Below are 18,467 nucleotides of genomic sequence, written 5' to 3'. Positions count from 1 at the left end.
GGGCGCCCACCCGGCACCGGTTGTTTCCCGTCGGCCGGTCGGTGGGCAGGGGGGCGCGGGGGCCGCGGGCGGGGGGGGGGGCCCCCCCCCCCCCGCCGGGGGGGGGTGGGGCCCGGACCCCGGGGTTCGCCGTGTTTGGGCGCCGGGGGGGGGGGGGGGGGGGGGGGGGGCGGGGGGGGGCGGGGGGGGGGCGGCGGGGGGGGGGGGGGGGGGGGGGGGGGGGGCGCCCCCCGCCCCCCCCCCCCAGGGAACCCCCGCGCAGGCCACCCCGGCGCAGGCCACCCCCGCGCAGGCCACCCCCGCGCCGTCGGCCGCTGCGCCGCGACCCGGTCAGCCGGGTGCGGCCCCGGCCGGTGGTGGGATCACCGTCCCGCCGCTGCCGCCGATGCAGGGCTCGACGGGCGGCAGGGGCCAGAGCCGTCCGCTCGCCACGGACGACTTCGAGGAGGAGCTCGACATCCCCGAGTTCCTCCGCAGCCAGTAGCGCAGTGAGTCACGGTCCGGCCGCCCGGCCGGCGGTGCGCCCCCGACGGGTGGTCACCGACCGGCGGGGCGGCCGTTCCGCGTCGCCCTGGGAGTCGTTCAACCTCGGCGGTCACGTCGGTGACGACCCGTCCGACGTCGCGGCCAACCGGGAGCGGTTGGCCGCGGGCATCGGGGTGCCCGGGCGCCAGCTGGTGTGGATGACCCAGGTGCACGGCACCGGGGTCGCGATCGTCGAGGACGCCGAGGAGAACCCGGTGGCCGACGTCGACGCGCTGGTCACCGCCACGCCCGGCCTCGTGCTGTGCGTGCTGGTCGCCGACTGCGTGCCGGTGCTGCTGGCCGATCCCGTCGCCGGGGTGGTCGCCGCGGTGCACGCCGGGCGGGAAGGGGTGCGGCGCGGCGTGGTGCCGGCGGCGCTGGCGGCGATGACCCGCCTCGGCGCGCGCCCGGCAGACGTCGAGGCGCTGCTGGGTCCGGCCGTCTGCGGCGCGGACTACGAGGTGCCGGCGGCGATGCAGGCCGAGGTGGCCCGCGTCGCCCCGGCCAGTGCGGTGCGCACCCGCACCGGCACGCCGGGGCTGGACCTGCGCGCCGGCATCGCCGGGGTGCTGCGCGATGCCGGGGTCGGTCAGGTCGTCCACGATCCCCGGTGCACGGTGGAGGACCGCAACCTCTTCTCCCACCGTCGCGAGGGCGTGACCGGGCGGCAGGCAGGGCTGGTCTGGCTGGACCAGCCACCGGGTACGTCACCGGGCACGGGGTGACCGACGCCGGACGGCTGGCGGCCAACCTGGCCGCCGTGCGGCAGCGGATCGACGACGCCGCCCGGGCCGCCGGGCGGGATCCGGCCGAGGTCCGCCTGCTCGCGGTGAGCAAGACCTGGCCCGCCGACGACGTGCGGGCCCTCGCCGCCCTCGGGCAGCGCCACTTCGCCGAGAACCGGGTGCAGGAGCTCCTCGGCAAGGCCGGGGAGCTCGCCGACGACCCGGCTGTGCCGGCCCTGCACTGGCACCTCGTCGGACAGCTGCAGCGCAACAAGGCGGCGGCGGTGGCCCGGCTGGGGGCGACGGTGCACTCGGTCGACCGGGCGTCCCTGGTCCAGGCGCTGGCGCGGGCGGCCGAGCGGGCCGACCGCGTCCTCGACGTGCTGGTCCAGGTCGACCTCGGCGGCCCGGCGGGGGAGCTCGGCGCCCGCGGTGGCGCCACCGTGCCCGACGCGCCGGGGCTGGCCGACGCCGTCGCGGCGGAGCCGGCGCTGCGCCTGCGCGGTCTGATGGCGGTGGCCCCGCGCGACGCCGACCCGGCTCCGGCCTTCGCCCGGCTGGCCGAGCTCGCCGTCCGGATCCGCGGCGATCACCCTGCTGCCACGGAGCTATCGGCAGGCATGAGCCAGGACCTGGAGGCGGCTGTGACAGCTGGGGCCACCGTGGTGCGTGTCGGTACCGCGTTGTTCGGTGCTCGCGCCCTAGCCTCCGATCGGGGTGGTGACGCGGGACCCGTGTCCCGTCCCGAGTCACACCAGCACCACCCGTGACACCGCAGGACCCGAGGACATCACCGCACCAGCGCGCGCGACTCGCCCAGCGCACGAGACCAGAGGGAGACGCCGGATGGCCGGAGCCATGAGGAGGATGGGGGTCTACCTCGGCCTCGTCGAGGACGACGACACCCGCGGCGGGTACGACCGCTATGCCGCGCGGCAGTCCGACTACGACGCCGACGAGCGGCGCTACGACCGCTATGCCGCGCGGGACGAGCCCGGCTACGACGCCGAGGCGCGGTTCGCCGACGACGAGTACCCCGCCGGGGACTACGGCTACGAGTCGGAGTTCGCCGACAACTACGCCGCCGAGGAGCCCTTCGAGCCGGCGGCCCAGGCCACGCCCGAGCCGGCCGTCTCCCTGGGTCGTCGTCCGGCCGCCCGGCCGCTGAACCTGGCCGGCTCCACCGGTTCCACCAGCGCGTCCTCGCGGCTCGCCGCCGGCGCCGCGCTCACCTCGGCCGGGTCGGTGCGCAGCAGTGGCATCTCCGCCGGAGGTGGCGGTGGTGCGGGCTCCGCGGGGCTGGCCATGCGCGAGCCGGTGGCCGCGCCGGTGCTGGCGCCCGCGCCGGAACCCGCCCCGAAGCCGGACTCGTACCGGATCACCACCGTGCACCCGGCCTCCTACAACGAGGCGCGGACCATCGGCGAGCGGTTCCGCGACGGCATGCCGGTGATCATGAACCTCACCGACATGGAGCACGCCGACGCGAAGCGACTGGTGGACTTCGCCATCGGTCTGACGTTCGGGCTGCACGGTAGTATCGAGCGGGTCACGGCCAAGGTGTTCCTGCTCAGCCCGCAGGACGTCGACGTGACCGCGGAGGACAAGGCCCGGATCCGCGAGGGCGGGTTCTTCAACCAGTCCTGACCAGTCCGCCTCCCGGCCTCGCGGCCGTGGGGTGACCCGAACGAGCGAGGACCGTGTCACTTCTCCTGCAGATCGTCTCGTCGATCCTGCTCGTCTTCCTGATCCTGCTCTTCGCCCGGTTCGTCGTGGACTGGGTGATGGTGCTGGCCCGCAGCTGGCGTCCGCAGGGTGCGGTCGCCGCGGGGCTCGAGGTCGTCTACGCCGCCACCGACCCGCCGCTCAAGGCGGTGCGCAAGGTGATCCCGCCGCTGAACCTGGGGTCCATCCGCCTGGACCTCGGGTTTATGGTCCTGCTGATCGCGGTGATCCTGCTGCGCAGCCTGATCGAGAGCCTGGCCTACTCCTACGCATGACCCGATCCACCGAGCCGGCGAGGGGCGTGGGCCGCAGGCGGCCCGCCGCCGGTCGGCACCCGTCCTCGTTCCTCCCGTCCGACCTGAGGTGAGCCGTATGCCACTGACTCCCGCCGACGTGCACAACGTCGTCTTCAAGAAGCCGCCGATCGGCAAGCGTGGCTACGACGAGGACGAGGTCGACGCCTTCCTCGACGTCGTCGAGGCCGAGCTGGCCCGCCTGATCGAGGAGAACAACGACCTGCGTGCCACCGGCGGGTCGGCCGGGCGCGACGAGCGCGCCGAGTCCGCGCCGATGGCGGTCACCGCACCGCCGCCCCCGCCGCAGACGGCCCCTCCGCAGTCGACCCCGCAGTCGCGGGAGGACGAGGCGGTGCGGGCGTCCCGCATGCTGGCGCTGGCCACCGAGACGGCCGAGCGGCACGTCAACGAGGCGAAGGCCCAGGCCGACCAGATGGTCGGCAGCGCCAAGAGCACCAGCGAGCGGATGCTCTCCGAGGCCCGCACCAAGAGCGAGCAGATGGTCGGTGAGGCCAAGCAGCGCGCCGACTCGATGCTCGGCGACGCCCGTACCCGGGCGGACACCATGGAGCGCGAGGCGCGCGCCAAGGCCACCGCCCTGCAGCAGGACGCCGAGCGCAAGCACGTCGAGGCGATGGGCTCGCTGGAGGAGAAGCGCGCGAGCCTGGAGCGCAAGGTCGACGAGCTGCGCACGTTCGAGCGCGAGTACCGCACCCGGCTGCGCTCCTACCTGGAGTCGCACCTGCGTGACCTGGACAGCCGCGGCTCCGCCGAGCCGTCGTCCAACGCCCGCCAGAACCAGCACGTCAGCGCCTGAGGAACGGCCCCTCCGCCCCCACCGCCCGCCTGCGCGTGGGCGGGTCCCGGCGGAGGGGCCCTCCCAGCGGCGACGGAGCCCCTCCGGACCTCGGTCCGGAGGGGCTCCGTCGTCGTCGGGGGGCAGGCGCGCGGCCGCCGGTGCCGGATAGCATCCGGGGGTGGTCCTGGTCGCGGCGTTGCTGGTCCTGGTCGCCGTCGGGCTGCTCGTCGCCGGGGTGGCCCAGGGCTCCCCGGCGCTGCAGTGGAGCTCCTTCGCGGTCAGCGCACTGGCCACCGCGTTGATCGGGATCGGGGCGCTGCGCCGCCGGGTGCCCAGGGAGCGGCCGGCCGAGACCCGCACGCCGTACCACCCGCAGGAACCGTCGGCGGAGCCCACGCCCCCCGTCGACCCGCCCCCGGTCCGTGGGTCGCGGCCCGGCAGCTCACTGGCCGGCCTGGCGCGGCCGGGGGAGGACGAGGTCGTGCGGCGGGTGTCCCCACCCCCGGTGCCGCCCAGCTCCCCGATGCTGCCCCGGGTGAGCGGCTCGACGCGCTGGGGGGACGGGCCGCCCCCGGCCGCCCCCGCTGAGCAGGTCCCCGGGCCGGGTGAACCCCCCGTGGAGGAGGTCGAGTTCTCCGACCTGCTGCTGATCATGGACCTGACCGACGAGGTGCTCGTCGTCGATGAGCACCCGCGCTACCACCTGTCGCACTGCCCCCGGGTGGCCGGCGTGGCGACGATCCCGATCCCGATGCTGCAGGCGCGCACCGACGGGTTCACCCCGTGCGGCGTGTGCACCCCGGACCGCGAGATGGCCGAGCGCGAGCGCGCGCGCCGCGGCTGAGGGCGGACCCCCCGCCGGGGCAGGGGGTCCGGCCGCTCAGGCCTCGGCCTTGGCGATCCAGAACCGGGAGCCGGCCGGGCCCTCGAGGCCCGCGCCGGTGCCGGCGGTCTGCGGGTGCACCGCGGTGGCCAGCACCTCGCCGGCCCACGTCCCGCCGGACTCGGTCAGCGCCTCGGCCAGGCCGTCCTCCCCGGTCCACCAGACCTCGATCCGGTCGCTGACGGCCAGACCGCTGGACTTGCGGGCCTCCTGCACCAGGCGGACCACCTCCCGCACCAGCCCGGCCCGTTCCAGCTCCGGGGTCAGCGTGAGGTCCAGAGCGACGGTGAGGCCACCGGCCGCCGCGACCGTCCACCCCTCGCGCGGGGTCTCGGTCACCACCAGGTCGCCCTCGGCGAGAGCCACCTCGGCGCCGTCGACCGGGACGGTCGCGGTGCCGGCGCGGTAGGCGGCGACCAGCTCGGCGGCGTCGGCCGCGGCGACCGCCTGTGCCACCGCCTGCACCTGCTTGCCCAGCCGGCGCCCGACGGCGCGGAAGTCGACCTTCACCGAGAGGTCGACCAGCTCGCTGCCCACGGCGCCGGAGAGCTCTGCCACGTCGACGACGTTGAGCTCCTCGGCCACCTCGGCGACCAGGTCCCGGGGCAGCTGCGACCAGCCGGGGGCGGAGACGAGCGCCCGGGCCAGCGGCTGGCGGGTGCGGACCTTCGACGCCGTGCGCGCCGACCGGCCCAGCTCCACCAGCCGGCGCACCAGGGTGACCTGCTCGACCAGGGCGTCGTCGCGGGCGTCGGCGTCCACCGCCGGCCAGGAGGCCAGGTGCACCGAGTCCGGCGCCGCGTCGTCGGCCCGACCGCCCAGACCGGGCAGCACCGCGCTGCGCCACACCCGCTCGGTGATGAACGGGGTGAACGGCGCCATCAGCCGGGTCAGCCCGTCGAGCACCTCGTGCAGGGTGCCCAGCGCCGCCGGGTCGCCCTCCCAGAAGCGCCGCCGGCTGCGCCGCACGTACCAGTTGGACAGGTCGTCGACGAAGGTCGCGAGCAGCCGCCCGGCGGTCTGGGTGTCGAACTGCTCCAGCGCGTCGGTGACCCCGGCGGTGACCGAGGCCAGCTCGGCGAGCGCCCAGCGGTCCAGCAGCGGCCGCTGGTCGCGGGGCGGCGCCGGCGTCGCGGTCGCGTCCCAGCCGTTCGTCTCGGCGTAGAGGGTGAAGAAGCTGGCGGTGTTCCAGTAGGTCAGCAGGACCTTGCGGACCACCTCGGACAGCGTCTCGTGACCGACCCGACGGGCCGCCCACGGCGAGCCGCCGGCGAGCATGAACCAGCGGACGGCGTCGGCACCGTGCCGGTCCATCAGGGGCATCGGCTCGAGGATGTTGCCCAGGTGCTTGCTCATCTTCCGGCCGTCCTCGGCCAGGATGTGCCCCAGGCACAGCACGTTCTCGTAGGAGCTCTGCTCGAACACCAGCGTGCCGACCGCCATCAGCGTGTAGAACCAGCCGCGGGTCTGGTCGATCGCCTCGGCGATGAACTGCGCCGGGTAGGCCGCCTGGAACTCCGCCTCGTTCCGGTGCGGCGCGCCCCACTGGGCGAAGGGCATCGAGCCGGAGTCGTACCAGGCGTCGATGACCTGGCGGACCCGGCGGTAGGTGCCCTCCTCGCCGGGCACGGTGAAGGTCACCTCGTCGATGAACGGGCGGTGCGGGTCCAGGTCGGACAGGTCGGTGCCGGTCAGCTCCGACAGCTCGGCCAGCGAGCCGACGACGACCATCCGGGACGGGTCGGCGTCGTTGCGCCAGATCGGCAGCGGCGTGCCCCAGTACCGGTCGCGGGACAGCGCCCAGTCGACGTTGTTGTTCAGCCAGTCGCCGAAGCGGCCTTCCTTGATGTTCTCCGGGTACCAGTTCGTGCGCTCGTTCTGCGCCAGCAGCTGGCCCTTGATCTCGCTGGTGCGGATGTACCAGGAGGGCTGCGCGTAGTACATCAGCGGCGTGTGGCAGCGCCAGCAGTGCGGGTAGCTGTGCTCGTACCGCAGCTCCCGGTACAGCACGCCCCGGTCCTGCAGGTCCTGCACCAGCGTCGGGTCGGCGGCCTTGAAGAAGTGCCCACCGACCAGCGGGACGTCGGCGGTGAAGTGCCCGGTCGGGTCGATCGGGTTGACCACCGGCAGGCCGTACTCGCGGCAGACGGCGAAGTCCTCGGCGCCGAACGCGGGGGACTGGTGGACCAGCCCGGTGCCGTCGTCGGTGGTGACGTAGTCGGCCAGCAGCACGTAGTGCGCGTCGCCCTCGGGGAACTCGACGAGCTCGAACGGACGCTGGTAGTGCACCCGCTCCCAGTCGCGCCCCGTGGTGCGCGCCAGCACCTCCGCCTCCTCGCCCAGCACCGCGGTCAGCAGCGGCTCGGCCACGACGAACGTGCCGGCGTCCGTGCGGGCCACCACGTAGGTGACCTCGGGGTGCACCGCGACGGCGGTGTTGGACGGCAGCGTCCACGGCGTCGTCGTCCAGATCAGCAGGTCGGCCTTGCCGGCCCACTCGCCGCTGGTCACCGGCAGCCGAACGTAGACCGAGGGGTCGGTCAGCGTCTCGTAGCCCTGGGCCACCTCGTGGTCGGAGAGGCCGGTGCCGCACCGCGGGCAGTACGGCGCCACGCGGTGGTCCTCGACCAGCAGGCCCTTGCCGAACACCTGCTTGAGCGACCACCAGACGCTCTCGATGTAGCCGGCGTCCATCGTCCGGTAGGCGGTCGACATGTCGACCCAGTAGCCCATCCGGTGGGTCAGCTCGGCGAAGGCGTCCACGTGCCGCTCGACGGACTCCCGGCACTTCGCGTTGAACTCCGCGATGCCGAACCGCTCGATGTCCGGCTTGCCGGCGAACCCCAGCTCCTGCTCCACGGCGATCTCCACCGGCAGGCCGTGGCAGTCCCAGCCGGCGCGACGGGGCACGGAGAAGCCCTGCATCGTCTTGAACCGCGGGAAGACGTCCTTGAACGCACGCGCCTCGATGTGGTGCGTGCCGGGGCGGCCGTTCGCCGTCGGCGGGCCCTCGTAGAAGACCCACTGCGGCCTGTCCGCCGTGTTCTCCATCGACCGGGCGAAGACCTTGTCGGCCTGCCACTGCTCCAGCACCTCGTGTTCGAGGGCCGGCAGGTCGACCTGGGGGGGAAGGGCCCGGAAGGGCCCGGAAGGCGCACTCACGTCACCAGTGTCTCAGTTCCGGGACGCGGTCCACCGACAGCGGCTGCACGGCCCGGTGCACCCCGTACGGGAGACTGCCCGCATGGGGGCGCGCCGATGAACACGACGGTCACCGTCGCGCTGGCCGTCGGTGCCCTGGTGGTGCTCGTCGCGGCGGTCGCCCTGCGCCTGGCCGACCGGATCGGCCTGCCCTCGCTGCTGCTGTACCTCGCGCTGGGTGTGGCGCTGGGGGAGAGCGGCGTCGGCATCCAGTTCGAGGACATCGCGCTGACCCAGACCCTCGGCGTCGCCGCCCTCGTGGTCATCCTGGCCGAGGGCGGTCTCACCACCCGGTGGAGCGACGTCCGGCGGGCGATCGGCCCCGGACTCACGCTGGCGACCGTCGGCGTGGCCATCAGCGTGTCGCTGACCGCGGCGATCGTGGTGTGGCTGCTCGGCTACGAGTGGGGCTTCGCGCTGCTGCTGGCCGCGGTGATCAGCTCCACCGACGCCGCGGCCGTGTTCGCCACGCTGCGCCGGCTGCCGCTGCCGCGGCGGCTGGCCGCCTCGCTGGAGTCCGAGAGCGGCCTCAACGACGCCCCGGTCATCCTGCTGGTGCTGGCGCTGTCCGAGGCGCTCACCGGTGGGCCGGTGAACCCCTGGTACCTGGTGCTGGCCGAGGTGGTCGGGCAGCTCATCGGCGGCGCCGCGATCGGCCTGGCGATCGGTTTCGGCGGTGCCTGGCTGCTCAAGCGGGTGGCGCTGCCGCTGGCCGGCTTCTACCCGCTGGCGACCCTCGCGCTGTGCGTGCTGGCCTACTCCGCCGCCACGCTCGCCCTGACCTCCGGGATCGTCGCGGTGTACCTGTGCGGGCTGGTGCTGGGCAACTCCGCGCTGCCGCACCGCGCGGCGAGCATCGGGTTCGCCGAGGGCATGGCCTCGCTGGCCCAGATCGGGCTGTTCGTGCTGCTCGGGCTGCTCGTCTCCCCGTCCCGGCTGCCCGAGGCGGTGCTGCCGGCGCTGCTGGTGGGCGGGGCGCTGCTGCTGGTGGCCCGGCCGGTGTCGGTGCTGCTGAGCCTCAGCTGGTTCCGGATGCCGCTGCGGCAGCAGGCGTTCATCTCCTGGGCCGGGCTGCGCGGCGCCGTCCCCATCGTGCTGGCGACCTTCCCCGTCGCCGCCGGCGTGCCCCGGGCGGCCGGGCTGTTCGACACCGTCTTCGTGCTCGTCGTGGTCTTCACCGTCATCCAGGGGTGGGGGCTGCCCACCGTGGCCCGGTTGCTCCGGATCGCGGCCCCGGTCACCCCGCGGGACGTCGACGTGGAGTCCGCGCCGCTGGAGGAGTTCGACGCCGAGCTGATGCAGCTGCGGGTCTCGGACACCTCGCGGCTGCACGGCGTCTACCTGCCCGAGCTCCGGCTCCCCGAGGACGCCGCGGTGGTGCTCGTGGTCCGCGAGGGCCGGCCGTTCGTGCCCGACCGGTCGACCCGGCTGATGCACGGGGACCAGGCGCTGCTCGTCTCCGCCCGCGGCTCCCGCGAGGAGGCCGAGCGGCGGCTGCGCGCGGTCAGCCGGGCCGGGCGGCTCGCCACCTGGCGCGGCGAGCAGGGCGCGCCCAACGAAGCCGATTAGATCGCGACCCTCCGGGCCGCACCGCGGCCAGGAGCCGTCCCCGTCTCTTGCTGAGCCGCTGCGGGTCCTCCGGTCGGGAGCCTCCGGCCCCGCGACGGGAGGACCCAGCGGCCCTCCGGGCCGCACGTGCCCGCTTCGGCGCGCCTTCGAGCGCCCCGGTCGGGAGCCCTCCGGGCCCCGCGACCGGGGCGCTCAGCCCTGCAGCTCCAGGGTCTTCGTCGTGTCGGCGCGCACCTGGGCCAGCAGCTCCGGCTCGTCGGACAGCTTCCGCCCGTAGGACGGGATCGCCTCCTGCAGCTTCGGTCGCCAACCGTCGATCCGGTCGGGGAAGCAGCGCTCGAGCAGGGTGAGCATCGCCGAGGTCGCGGTCGAGGCGCCGGGGGAGGCCCCCAGCAGCCCGGCGATCGAGCCGTCCGCGCCGACGATGAGCTCGGTGCCGAACTGCAGCACGCCGCGGCCGGTCTCGTCCTGCTTGATGACCTGCACCCGCTGGCCGGCGGTGATCAGCTCCCAGTCGTCGGAGTCTGCGGTCGGCACGAACTCCTCCAGCGCGCGGAAGCGGGCCTTCTCCGACTGCAGCACCTGGCCGATGAGGTACCGGGTGAGCGGGATGTTGGCCCAGCCGGCGCCGAGCATCGAGCCGAGGTTGCCGGCCCGCACCGAGCGCGGCAGGTCCCACATCGACCCGGCCTTGAGGAACTTGGGCGAGAAGCCGGCGTAGGGGCCGAACAGCAGCGCCTGCTCCCCGTCGATGAGCCGCAGGTCCAGGTGCGGGACCGACATCGGCGGGGCGCCGACCTTCGCCTGGCCGTAGACCTTGGCCTGGTGCCGGGCGACCAGCTCGGGGTTGCGGGTGCGCAGGAACTGCCCGCTCACCGGGAACCCGCCGAAGCCGCGGATCTCCGGGATGCCGGCGCTCTGCAGCAGCGGCAGGGCGCCACCACCGGCACCGACGAACAGGAAGCGGCTGCGCACCGTGCGCTTGCGGCCGGTGGTCAGGTCCTTGACCGTGGTGGCCCAGCGCCCCGCGGAGTCGCGGCGGACCCGCTGCACCCGGTGCTGCAGGTGCAGCTGCACGCCCCGGGAGACCCCGTTCTCGACCAGCAGCCGGGTCAGCGCCCCGAAGTTGACGTCGGTGCCGGCCAGCGAGCGGGTCGCGGCGACGGGCTCACCGGGGGAGCGCTGCGCCATCATCAGCGGCACCCAGGAGTCCAGCTCGGCCGGGTCGTCGGAGAACTCCAGCCCGGCGAACAGCGGCTGCGGGGCCAGCGCGTCGTAGCGGTTGCGCATGTACCGGTGGCCGTCGGCGCCGGTGACGAAGCTGATGTGCGGCACCGAGGTGATGAACGTCTTGGGCGAGTCGGTCAGCCCGCTGCGCACCAGGTGCGACCAGAACTGCCGGGACACCTGGAACTGCTCGTTGATGCCGACGGCCTTGGCCGGGTCGACGGTGCCGTCGGGCCGGGCCGGGGTGTAGTTCAGCTCGCACAGCGCCGCGTGCCCGGTGCCGGCGTTGTTCCACGGGCCCGAGCTCTCCCCGGCCACCTCGCTGCCGGCCTCGAAGACCTCGACGGTCCAGTCGGGGGCGACGATGCCCAGCAGTGCGGCGAGCGTGGCGCTCATGATGCCGCCGCCGACGAGGACGACGTCGGGGTTCGCGGGACCGTCCGTGCTCAAGGTCTTCCTCCGTGCAGTTCGGGCGTGCAGTTCGAGCGTGTGGTTCGAGCGTGTGGTTCGGGCCTGTGGTTCGGGCACCGTGCAGATCGGGGCGTTCGGACCCCATCGTCGTCCGCTGTCGCCGGGTGGACGGCCCGAGGGGGGCGTTCCCCCCGAACTGAGGGCGAGAGATGTCTCACATCCGGGGTTGGGACGCCGTCGGCGGGGACCCGGACGTCCGCTGAGCCTGACAGACGGCACCGCATGGCCGGAGGGGTGCCGGGACGCCGCTATCGTCGTGGGGGACGTGGCCGCCCGGGCCGCGACCGGGAGGACGGCGACGGTGTCCGAGCAGCCCGACCGGCCGACGGCCGACCCCGCCGCGACGCAGCCGCCGGGCGCGAGCGCGGCGGGCACCCCGCCCCGGCGGTCCCGCGCCCGGCTGCTGCTGGCGCTGGCCGCGGCCGTCTTCGTCCTCGACCTGGCGACGAAGCTGCTGGTGGTCGCGACGCTCTCGGACCGGGAGCCGCTGCGGCTGCTCGGCGGGGCGCTCTACCTCACCGAGGCCCGTAACACCGGGGCGGCGTTCTCCCTCGCCGAGGGCGCCACCATCGTGTTCACGCTGATCGCCGCGGTGGTCGTGGTCGTCATCGTGCGCGTCGCCCGCAAGCTGTACTCGACCGCCTGGGCGGTCGCGCTCGCGCTGGTGCTGGGCGGTGCGCTGGGCAACCTGGTCGACCGGGTGTTCCGCGACCCGGGCTTCCTCCGGGGCGGCGTCGTCGACTTCGTCTCGCTGTTCGACCCCTACGGCCAGGTCTGGCCGATCTTCAACGTGGCCGACTCCGCGATCGTCTGCGGTGGCGTGCTCGGCGCGGTGCTGGCCTTCCGCGGCGTCGAGTTCGACGGCCGGCGGAGCGACGAGCCGCCCGTGGAGCGCACCGACGGCACCCCGGGCTGAGCGTGCTGCCGCCGGACCGTCGGCGGCAGCGGTCACAATGGACGCCGTGACCAGCAGCCCCTCCCCGGCGCCCCGGGGCGAGATCCGCGCGCTGCCGGTGCCCGACGGGCTCGAGGGCCAGCGGGTCGACCAGGCCCTGTCCCGGCTGTTCGGGGTGTCCCGCGCCGTCGCCGCCGACCTCGCCGACGCCGGCTCCGTGCTGGTCGACGGCCGCCCCCGCGGCAAGGGCGACCGCCTCGTCGCGGGCAGCTGGCTGGAGGTCGAGCTGCCCCCGCCGCCGGGTGAGCCGGTGGCGCCGCGGCCGGTCGCCGGGCTGACGGTCGTGCACGACGACGACGACGTCGTGGTCGTCGACAAGCCGGTCGGCGTCGCCGCGCACGGCAGCCCCGGCTGGGACGGGCCGACGGTCACCGGCGGGCTGGCGGCGGCGGGCTACCGGATCAGCACCAGCGGCGCCGCCGAGCGGCAGGGGGTCGTCCACCGGCTCGACGCCGCGACCACCGGGTTGATGGTGGTGGCCAAGAGCGAGCGGGCCTACACGCGGCTCAAGGCCGCGTTCAAGGAGCGCACCGTCGACAAGGGCTACCACGCCCTGGTCCAGGGCCACCCCGATCCGTCCAAGGGCACCATCGACGCCCCGATCGACCGGCACCCCAAGCACGACTGGCGCTTCGCCGTCGTCTCCGGCGGCCGCCCGTCGGTCACCCACTACGAGGTGGTGGAGGCCTTCCCGGCCGCCAGCCTGGTCGACATCCACCTGGAGACCGGGCGCACCCACCAGATCCGGGTGCACTTCTCCGCGCTGCGCCACCCCTGCGTCGGGGACATGACCTACGGCGCCGACCCGACGCTCGCCGCCCGGCTGGGGGTCTCCCGGCAGTGGCTGCACGCGCGGCGCCTCGGCTTCGCCCACCCGGCCGACGGCCGTTGGGTCGAGTTCACCAGCGACTACCCGGCCGACCTCGCCGGCGCCCTGGCGCTCCTGCGCGCGGAGAACTGAGCGGTCCCGCGTGCCGAGAACCGAGCTGCCGCGCCCGTGACGACGGTGCCCGACCTCCCCGACGCCTTCGCCGACCTGGGTCCGGCGCAGTTGGCGTCGGCCATCATCGCCGTCTACCTGGTGGTGGGCGAGCCGTTCGTGGGCTGGGTGCTGCACCGGAGGTTCGAGAGCCGGTTGCGCACCGACCCGGCCGCCCGCCGCTCCTTCTACCGGCGGCTGCTGGTCCTGGAGTGGGGGCTCGCGCTCGTCGCCGCGGTCGTGTGGCTGGCCGCCCCCGGCGTCGGCGCGGCCGCGGTGGGGCTGGTCTGGCCGCAGCGCTGGCCGGGCCCGGTCACCTGGCTGGCGGTCCTGGCGCTCGCCGCGCTGATGGTGGTCTCGGTCCGGGCGCTGCGCGCCGGTGCGCTGGTCGGGCCGCCGCCGGAGGTCGTCCGGCCGCACGTCCCCGGCACCCCGCGGCACGCCGAGCCGACCGGGGAGGGCACGGGGCAGGCGACGGTCGCCCTGCTGCCGCGCAGCCGGTCGGAGCGGCGGCTGTTCGCGCTGGTCGGCGTCTCCGCCGGGCTGTGCGAGGAGTGGCTGTACCGGGGGTTCTTCCTGGCGGTGGTCGCCGCGGCGCTGCCCGGGCTGCCGTTCGTCCTGCTCGTGCTGGTCGCCGCGGTCGCCTTCGGCCTGGCCCACGCCTACCAGGGGGTGCCCGGGGTGCTCACCACCGGCGTGCTCGGCGGTGTGCTGGCCGCGGTGTACCTGGAGACCGGGTCGCTGCTGCTGCCGGTGCTGCTGCACGCGCTGATCGACCTGCGGTTCCTGCTCGTGCCGGCGTCCGCGCTGCCGCCCGGCCCGGCGGTGGTGACCCGGTGAGCCGCCCGGTCGCCTCGCTGGCCACCCCGGCCGACCTGGCCGAGATCGGTGACCTGCGGCACCGGGTCTTCGTCCTCGAGCAGGGGGTGCCGGCCGAGCTGGAACGCGACGCCGCCGACGCCACCGCGGTGCACGCGCTCAGCCGGGACGGCGCCGGCCGCGTCGTCGCCACCGGCCGCCTGCTGCTGGACGCCGCGGGCCCCGGCCGGGCGGTGATCGGCCGGATGGCCGCCGACGCCGGGGTCCGCGGCCGCGGGCACGGCGCCGCGGTGCTCTCGGCGCTGCACCGCGCGGCCGCCGAGCGCGGGCAGACGGAGGTCGAGCTGCACGCGCAGCTGACCGCGCGGCGGTTCTACGAACGGGCCGGCTACGCCGCCGTCGGCGAGGAGTACCGGGAGGCCGGGATCGCCCACGTGACGATGCGCCGGGGCCTGGTCGCGGCGGACGCGACACCGGCGTGACGGAGTGGTCCGGATCGCGGAGACACGTCCTGTCGGACCCTCGGCGTAGGACTGTCGAGGTGCGAGGATCAGGTCGCCGGTCCGCGCGCCGGAGCCGCGTCCAGAGCAGCAGTTCCTGAGAGCACCAGTTACTGAGCAGTACCGAACGGCCTTCCCCGCCGGTCACACCAGATCGACCCGCCGCCCCTGCCCACCCGCTGGTGGACAGGCGGCCGCACGACCCGTGAGGAGCACCCCGCACCGTGAGCAGCGCCCCGTCAGAGAACTTCGTGCACCTGCACGTGCACACCGAGTACTCGATGCTCGACGGGGCCGCGAAGCTCGGCGAGGTGACCACCGCTGCCGCCGAGGAGGGCATGCCGGCGCTGGCGATGACCGACCACGGCAACGTCTTCGGCGCCTACGACTTCTACAAGCAGGCGAAGTCCGCCGGGGTGAAGCCGATCATCGGCATGGAGGGCTACTACACGCCCGGCTCCCGGTTCGACCGCGCCCCGTTCGACTTCGGCGACAAGCTGATCGACGAGGAGGGCGACGGCGGGTCCAACCGCGGCAAGGCCGCCTACACCCACATGACCCTGCTGGCCCGCACCACCGAGGGCATGCACAACCTCTTCCGGATCTCCTCGCTGGCCAGCCTCGAGGGGCAGTACCGCAAGCCGCGCTTCGACCGCGACCTGCTGGAGAAGTACGGCACCGGCCTGATCGCCACCACCGGCTGCCCGTCCGGCGAGGTCAACATGTGGCTGCGCGCCGGCAAGGTCGACCGGGCCCGCCAGGCCGCCGCGGACTTCCAGGACATCTTCGGGCGGGAGAACTTCTACGCCGAGATCATGGACCACGGGCTGTCCATCGAGAAGAAGACCAAGCCGGCGCTGCTGGAGATCGCCAAGGACCTCGGGATCCCGCTGCTGGGCACCAACGACCTGCACTACACCCGCCGGGAGGACTCCCAGGCGCACGACGCGCTGCTGTGCATCCAGACCGGTTCGCGGCTCAACGAGCCCAACCGCTTCAAGTTCAACGGCGACGGCTACTACCTGAAGTCCGCCGCCGAGATGCGCGCGCTGTTCCGCGAGCACCCCGAGGCCTGCGACAACACCCTGCTCGTCGCCGAGCAGTGCGAGGTGCACTTCACCGAGGGCGCCGACCTGCTGCCGCGCTTCCCGCTGCCGGAGGGGGAGGACGAGACCTCCTGGTTCGTCAAGGAGGTCGAGCGGGGGCTGCACAAGCGCTACCCCGGCGGCATCCCCGACCACGTGCGCAAGCAGGCCGACTACGAGGTCGGGATCATCACGCAGATGGGCTTCCCGGGGTACTTCCTCGTGGTCGCCGACTTCATCAACTGGGCCAAGGACAACGGCATCCGGGTCGGCCCCGGCCGTGGCTCGGCCGCCGGCTCGCTGGCCGCCTACGCGATGGGGATCACCGACCTCGACCCGCTGGCACACGGGCTGATCTTCGAGCGGTTCCTCAACCCCGAGCGCGTCTCCATGCCCGACGTCGACATCGACTTCGACGACCGCCGCCGCGGCGAGGTCATCCAGTACGTCTCGCAGAAGTACGGCGAGGACCGGGTCAGCCAGATCGTCACCTACGGCACCATCAAGGCCAAGGCCGCGATCAAGGACGCCGCCCGGGTGCTCGACCGGCCGTACTCGGTGGGCGACGAGCTGACCAAGCTGATGCCCCCCGGCGTCATGGGCAAGGACATCCCGCTGTCGGGGATCTTCGACCCCAAGCACGAGCGGTACAAGGAGGCGACGGAGTTCCGCGCCCGCTACGAGTCCGACCCGGGCGCGGCCGAGGTGGTCGACCAGGCGCGCAAGCTCGAGGGCCTGAAGCGGCAGTGGGGCGTGCACGCGGCCGGGGTGATCATCGGCCGCTACCCGCTGATCGACAGCATCCCGATCATGCGCCGGGAGGCCGACGGCGCGGTCATCACGCAGTTCGACTACCCGACCTGCGAGACGCTCGGCCTGCTCAAGATGGACTTCCTGGGCCTGCGCAACCTCACCGTGATCGACGACGCGCTGCGCAACATCGTGATCAACGGCAAGGAACCGGTCGACCTCGACGAGATCAGCAAGGACCTCACCGACCCGGCCACCTACGCCCTGCTGTCCCGCGGGGACACCCTGGGCGTCTTCCAGTTCGACGGCGGGCCGATGCGCTCGCTGCTGCGGCTGATGCGCCCGGACAACTTCGAGGACATCTCCGCGGTCGGTGCGCTCTACCGGCCCGGCCCGATGGGTGCGAACTCGCACACCAACTACGCGCTGCGCAAGAACGGCCAGCAGGAGATCACCCCGATCCACCCGGAGCTGGCCGAGCCGCTCTCGGAGATCCTGGGCCAGACCTACGGCCTGATCGTGTACCAGGAGCAGGTCATGGCGATCGCGCAGAAGGTCGCCGGGTACTCCCTCGGCAAGGCCGACCTGCTGCGCCGGGCCATGGGCAAGAAGAAGAAGTCGGTGCTGGACGCCGAGTACGTCGGCTTCGAGGCCGGCATGAAGGCCAACGGCTACTCCGCCGCCGCGGTCAAGACGCTCTGGGACATCCTGGTGCCCTTCGCCGACTACGCCTTCAACAAGGCGCACTCGGCCGCCTACGGCCTGGTCTCGTACTGGACGGCCTACCTCAAGGCCAACTACCCGGCCGAGTACATGGCCGGGCTGCTCACCAGCGTGGGCGACGACAAGGACCGCCGCCCGATCTACCTGGCCGAGTGCCGCCGGATGGGCATCAAGGTGCTCCCCCCGGACGTCAACGAGTCCTCCTGGGACTTCACCGCGGTCGGCAACGACGTCCGCTTCGGGCTGGCCTCGGTGCGCAACGTCGGGCACAACGTCGTCGACTCGATCGTGCGGGCGCGGGAGGAGAAGGGCGCGTTCAAGGACTTCGCCGACTTCATGCGCAAGATCGACACGGTGGCCTGCAACAAGAAGGTCATCGAGTCCCTGGCCAAGGCCGGGGGCTTCGACTCGCTGGGCCACTCCCGGCAGGGCATCGCCGCGATCCACGTGCAGGCCGTCGACTCCGCGATGAGCCTCAAGCGCAAGGAGGCCGAGGGGCAGTTCGACCTGTTCGGCAGCTTCGGCGACGGCGACGGTGACGTCGCCGACCCGCTGAGCGCCGCGCTGGACATCCCGATCCCCACCGCCGACTGGTCCAAGGCCGAGCGGCTGGTGTTCGAGCGGGACATGCTCGGCCTCTACGTCTCCGACCACCCGCTGCACGGGGTCGAGCACGTGCTCACCTCGCACGCCGACACCCCGATCGCCGAGATCGTCGGCGGCGGGGTCGAGGACGGCGCGAACGTCACCATCGCCGGCATCCTCACCGCGGTCGGGCCGCGCACCAACAAGCAGGGTGCGCCGTGGGCCATCGCCACGCTGGAGGACCTGGAGTCCGGCATCGAGGTGCTGTTCTTCCCCAAGACCTGGGCGGAGGTGTCGGACAAGGTCGTCCGCGACCAGATCGTCGTGGTGAAGGGGCGGATCAGCCGCCGCGACGAGACGCCCTCGCTCTTCGGCTCCGAGGTGACCATCCCCGAGCTCACCGAGGGGCCGCGTGGTCCGGTGCTGGTCTCCATGCCGGCCGCCCGGTGCACCCCGCCGGTGGTCGAGCGGCTGCGGGAGGTGCTGGGCAGCCACCCCGGCACCACCGAGGTGCAGCTGAAGCTGCTCAACGGCGGCCGGGAGACGGTGCTGCGCCTGGACCAGGGGCTTCGGGTCCGCCCCAGCACCGCGCTCATGGGGGACATCAAGGCGCTGCTGGGGCCGACGAGCGTCGCCCTGCTGTGACGAAG

The 18,467-nt window shown here is 73.9% G+C and carries 14 protein-coding genes; 12 read left to right on the top strand and 2 right to left on the bottom strand.

Annotated elements, in window-relative coordinates:
• Nucleotides 1–488: 488 nt before the first annotated feature.
• The 6 genes from pgeF (at nucleotide 489) to ACI79U_RS03510 (ending at nucleotide 4,914) form a co-directional block, all read left to right on the top strand.
• On the top strand, nucleotides 489–1,250 hold the full coding sequence (pgeF, locus tag ACI79U_RS03535) for a peptidoglycan editing factor PgeF (protein WP_457064727.1): 762 nt from the start codon (nucleotides 489–491) through the stop codon (nucleotides 1,248–1,250).
• Nucleotides 1,247–2,020 carry a YggS family pyridoxal phosphate-dependent enzyme gene (locus ACI79U_RS03530; RefSeq protein ID WP_457064729.1) on the top strand — a complete coding sequence of 258 codons (774 nt, stop codon included), beginning with the start codon at nucleotides 1,247–1,249 and terminating at the stop codon, nucleotides 2,018–2,020. The genes pgeF and ACI79U_RS03530 overlap by 4 nt, the downstream gene beginning before the upstream one ends.
• A 76-nt stretch (nucleotides 2,021–2,096) precedes the next feature.
• Entirely contained in the window at nucleotides 2,097–2,897 is an 801-nt protein-coding gene (locus ACI79U_RS03525) for a cell division protein SepF (RefSeq protein WP_457064731.1), read from the top strand.
• Between the two features lie 53 nt (nucleotides 2,898–2,950).
• Nucleotides 2,951–3,250 (top strand): YggT family protein, encoded by a 300-nt coding sequence (locus ACI79U_RS03520; RefSeq protein WP_457064733.1) that lies wholly within the window; start codon nucleotides 2,951–2,953, stop codon nucleotides 3,248–3,250.
• A 97-nt stretch (nucleotides 3,251–3,347) separates the two neighbouring features.
• Nucleotides 3,348–4,088 carry a DivIVA-like cell division protein Wag31 gene (gene wag31, locus ACI79U_RS03515; protein WP_457064735.1) on the top strand — a complete coding sequence of 247 codons (741 nt, stop codon included), beginning with the start codon at nucleotides 3,348–3,350 and terminating at the stop codon, nucleotides 4,086–4,088.
• Between the two features lie 160 nt (nucleotides 4,089–4,248).
• Nucleotides 4,249–4,914, top strand: coding sequence for a hypothetical protein (locus ACI79U_RS03510; protein ID WP_457064737.1), 666 nt, complete (start codon nucleotides 4,249–4,251; stop codon nucleotides 4,912–4,914).
• 36 nt (nucleotides 4,915–4,950) lie between these two features.
• Here ACI79U_RS03510 and ileS read toward each other — a convergent pair whose 3' ends face one another.
• Nucleotides 4,951–8,115, bottom strand: a complete 3,165-nt coding sequence (gene ileS / locus ACI79U_RS03505) for an isoleucine--tRNA ligase (RefSeq protein ID WP_457064739.1) — start codon at nucleotides 8,113–8,115, stop codon at nucleotides 4,951–4,953.
• 96 nt (nucleotides 8,116–8,211) lie between these two features.
• Between ileS and ACI79U_RS03500 the strand changes: the two genes are divergently transcribed.
• Nucleotides 8,212–9,723, top strand: coding sequence for a potassium/proton antiporter (locus ACI79U_RS03500; protein WP_457064741.1), 1,512 nt, complete (start codon nucleotides 8,212–8,214; stop codon nucleotides 9,721–9,723).
• A gap of 192 nt (nucleotides 9,724–9,915) precedes the next feature.
• Here ACI79U_RS03500 and ACI79U_RS03495 read toward each other — a convergent pair whose 3' ends face one another.
• Nucleotides 9,916–11,400, bottom strand: a complete 1,485-nt coding sequence (locus ACI79U_RS03495) for a malate:quinone oxidoreductase (protein ID WP_457064743.1) — start codon at nucleotides 11,398–11,400, stop codon at nucleotides 9,916–9,918.
• A gap of 322 nt (nucleotides 11,401–11,722) precedes the next feature.
• Between ACI79U_RS03495 and lspA the strand changes: the two genes are divergently transcribed.
• The 5 genes from lspA (at nucleotide 11,723) to dnaE (ending at nucleotide 18,462) form a co-directional block, all read left to right on the top strand.
• A complete protein-coding gene (gene lspA, locus ACI79U_RS03490; protein WP_457064745.1) occupies nucleotides 11,723–12,337 on the top strand; it encodes a signal peptidase II in 615 nt (204 codons plus the stop codon).
• Nucleotides 12,338–12,374: 37 nt separating this feature from the next.
• Entirely contained in the window at nucleotides 12,375–13,337 is a 963-nt protein-coding gene (locus ACI79U_RS03485) for an RluA family pseudouridine synthase (protein ID WP_457064747.1), read from the top strand.
• 36 nt (nucleotides 13,338–13,373) lie between these two features.
• Nucleotides 13,374–14,195, top strand: a complete 822-nt coding sequence (locus ACI79U_RS03480; protein ID WP_457064749.1) for a CPBP family intramembrane glutamic endopeptidase — start codon at nucleotides 13,374–13,376, stop codon at nucleotides 14,193–14,195.
• Nucleotides 14,192–14,656: a GNAT family N-acetyltransferase gene (locus ACI79U_RS03475; protein ID WP_457064751.1), complete on the top strand. Its 465-nt coding sequence runs from the start codon at nucleotides 14,192–14,194 to the stop codon at nucleotides 14,654–14,656. Before ACI79U_RS03480 ends, ACI79U_RS03475 begins: the two co-directional genes overlap by 4 nt.
• Nucleotides 14,657–14,898: 242 nt before the next feature.
• On the top strand, nucleotides 14,899–18,462 hold the full coding sequence (gene dnaE / locus ACI79U_RS03470) for a DNA polymerase III subunit alpha (protein ID WP_457064753.1): 3,564 nt from the start codon (nucleotides 14,899–14,901) through the stop codon (nucleotides 18,460–18,462).
• Nucleotides 18,463–18,467: the final 5 nt, after the last annotated feature.

It is taken from the genome of Modestobacter sp. SYSU DS0904, from assembly GCF_054051115.1.
Note: the sequence above shows the minus strand (reverse complement) of the source record. Positions and strands in the feature narration are given on the sequence as shown.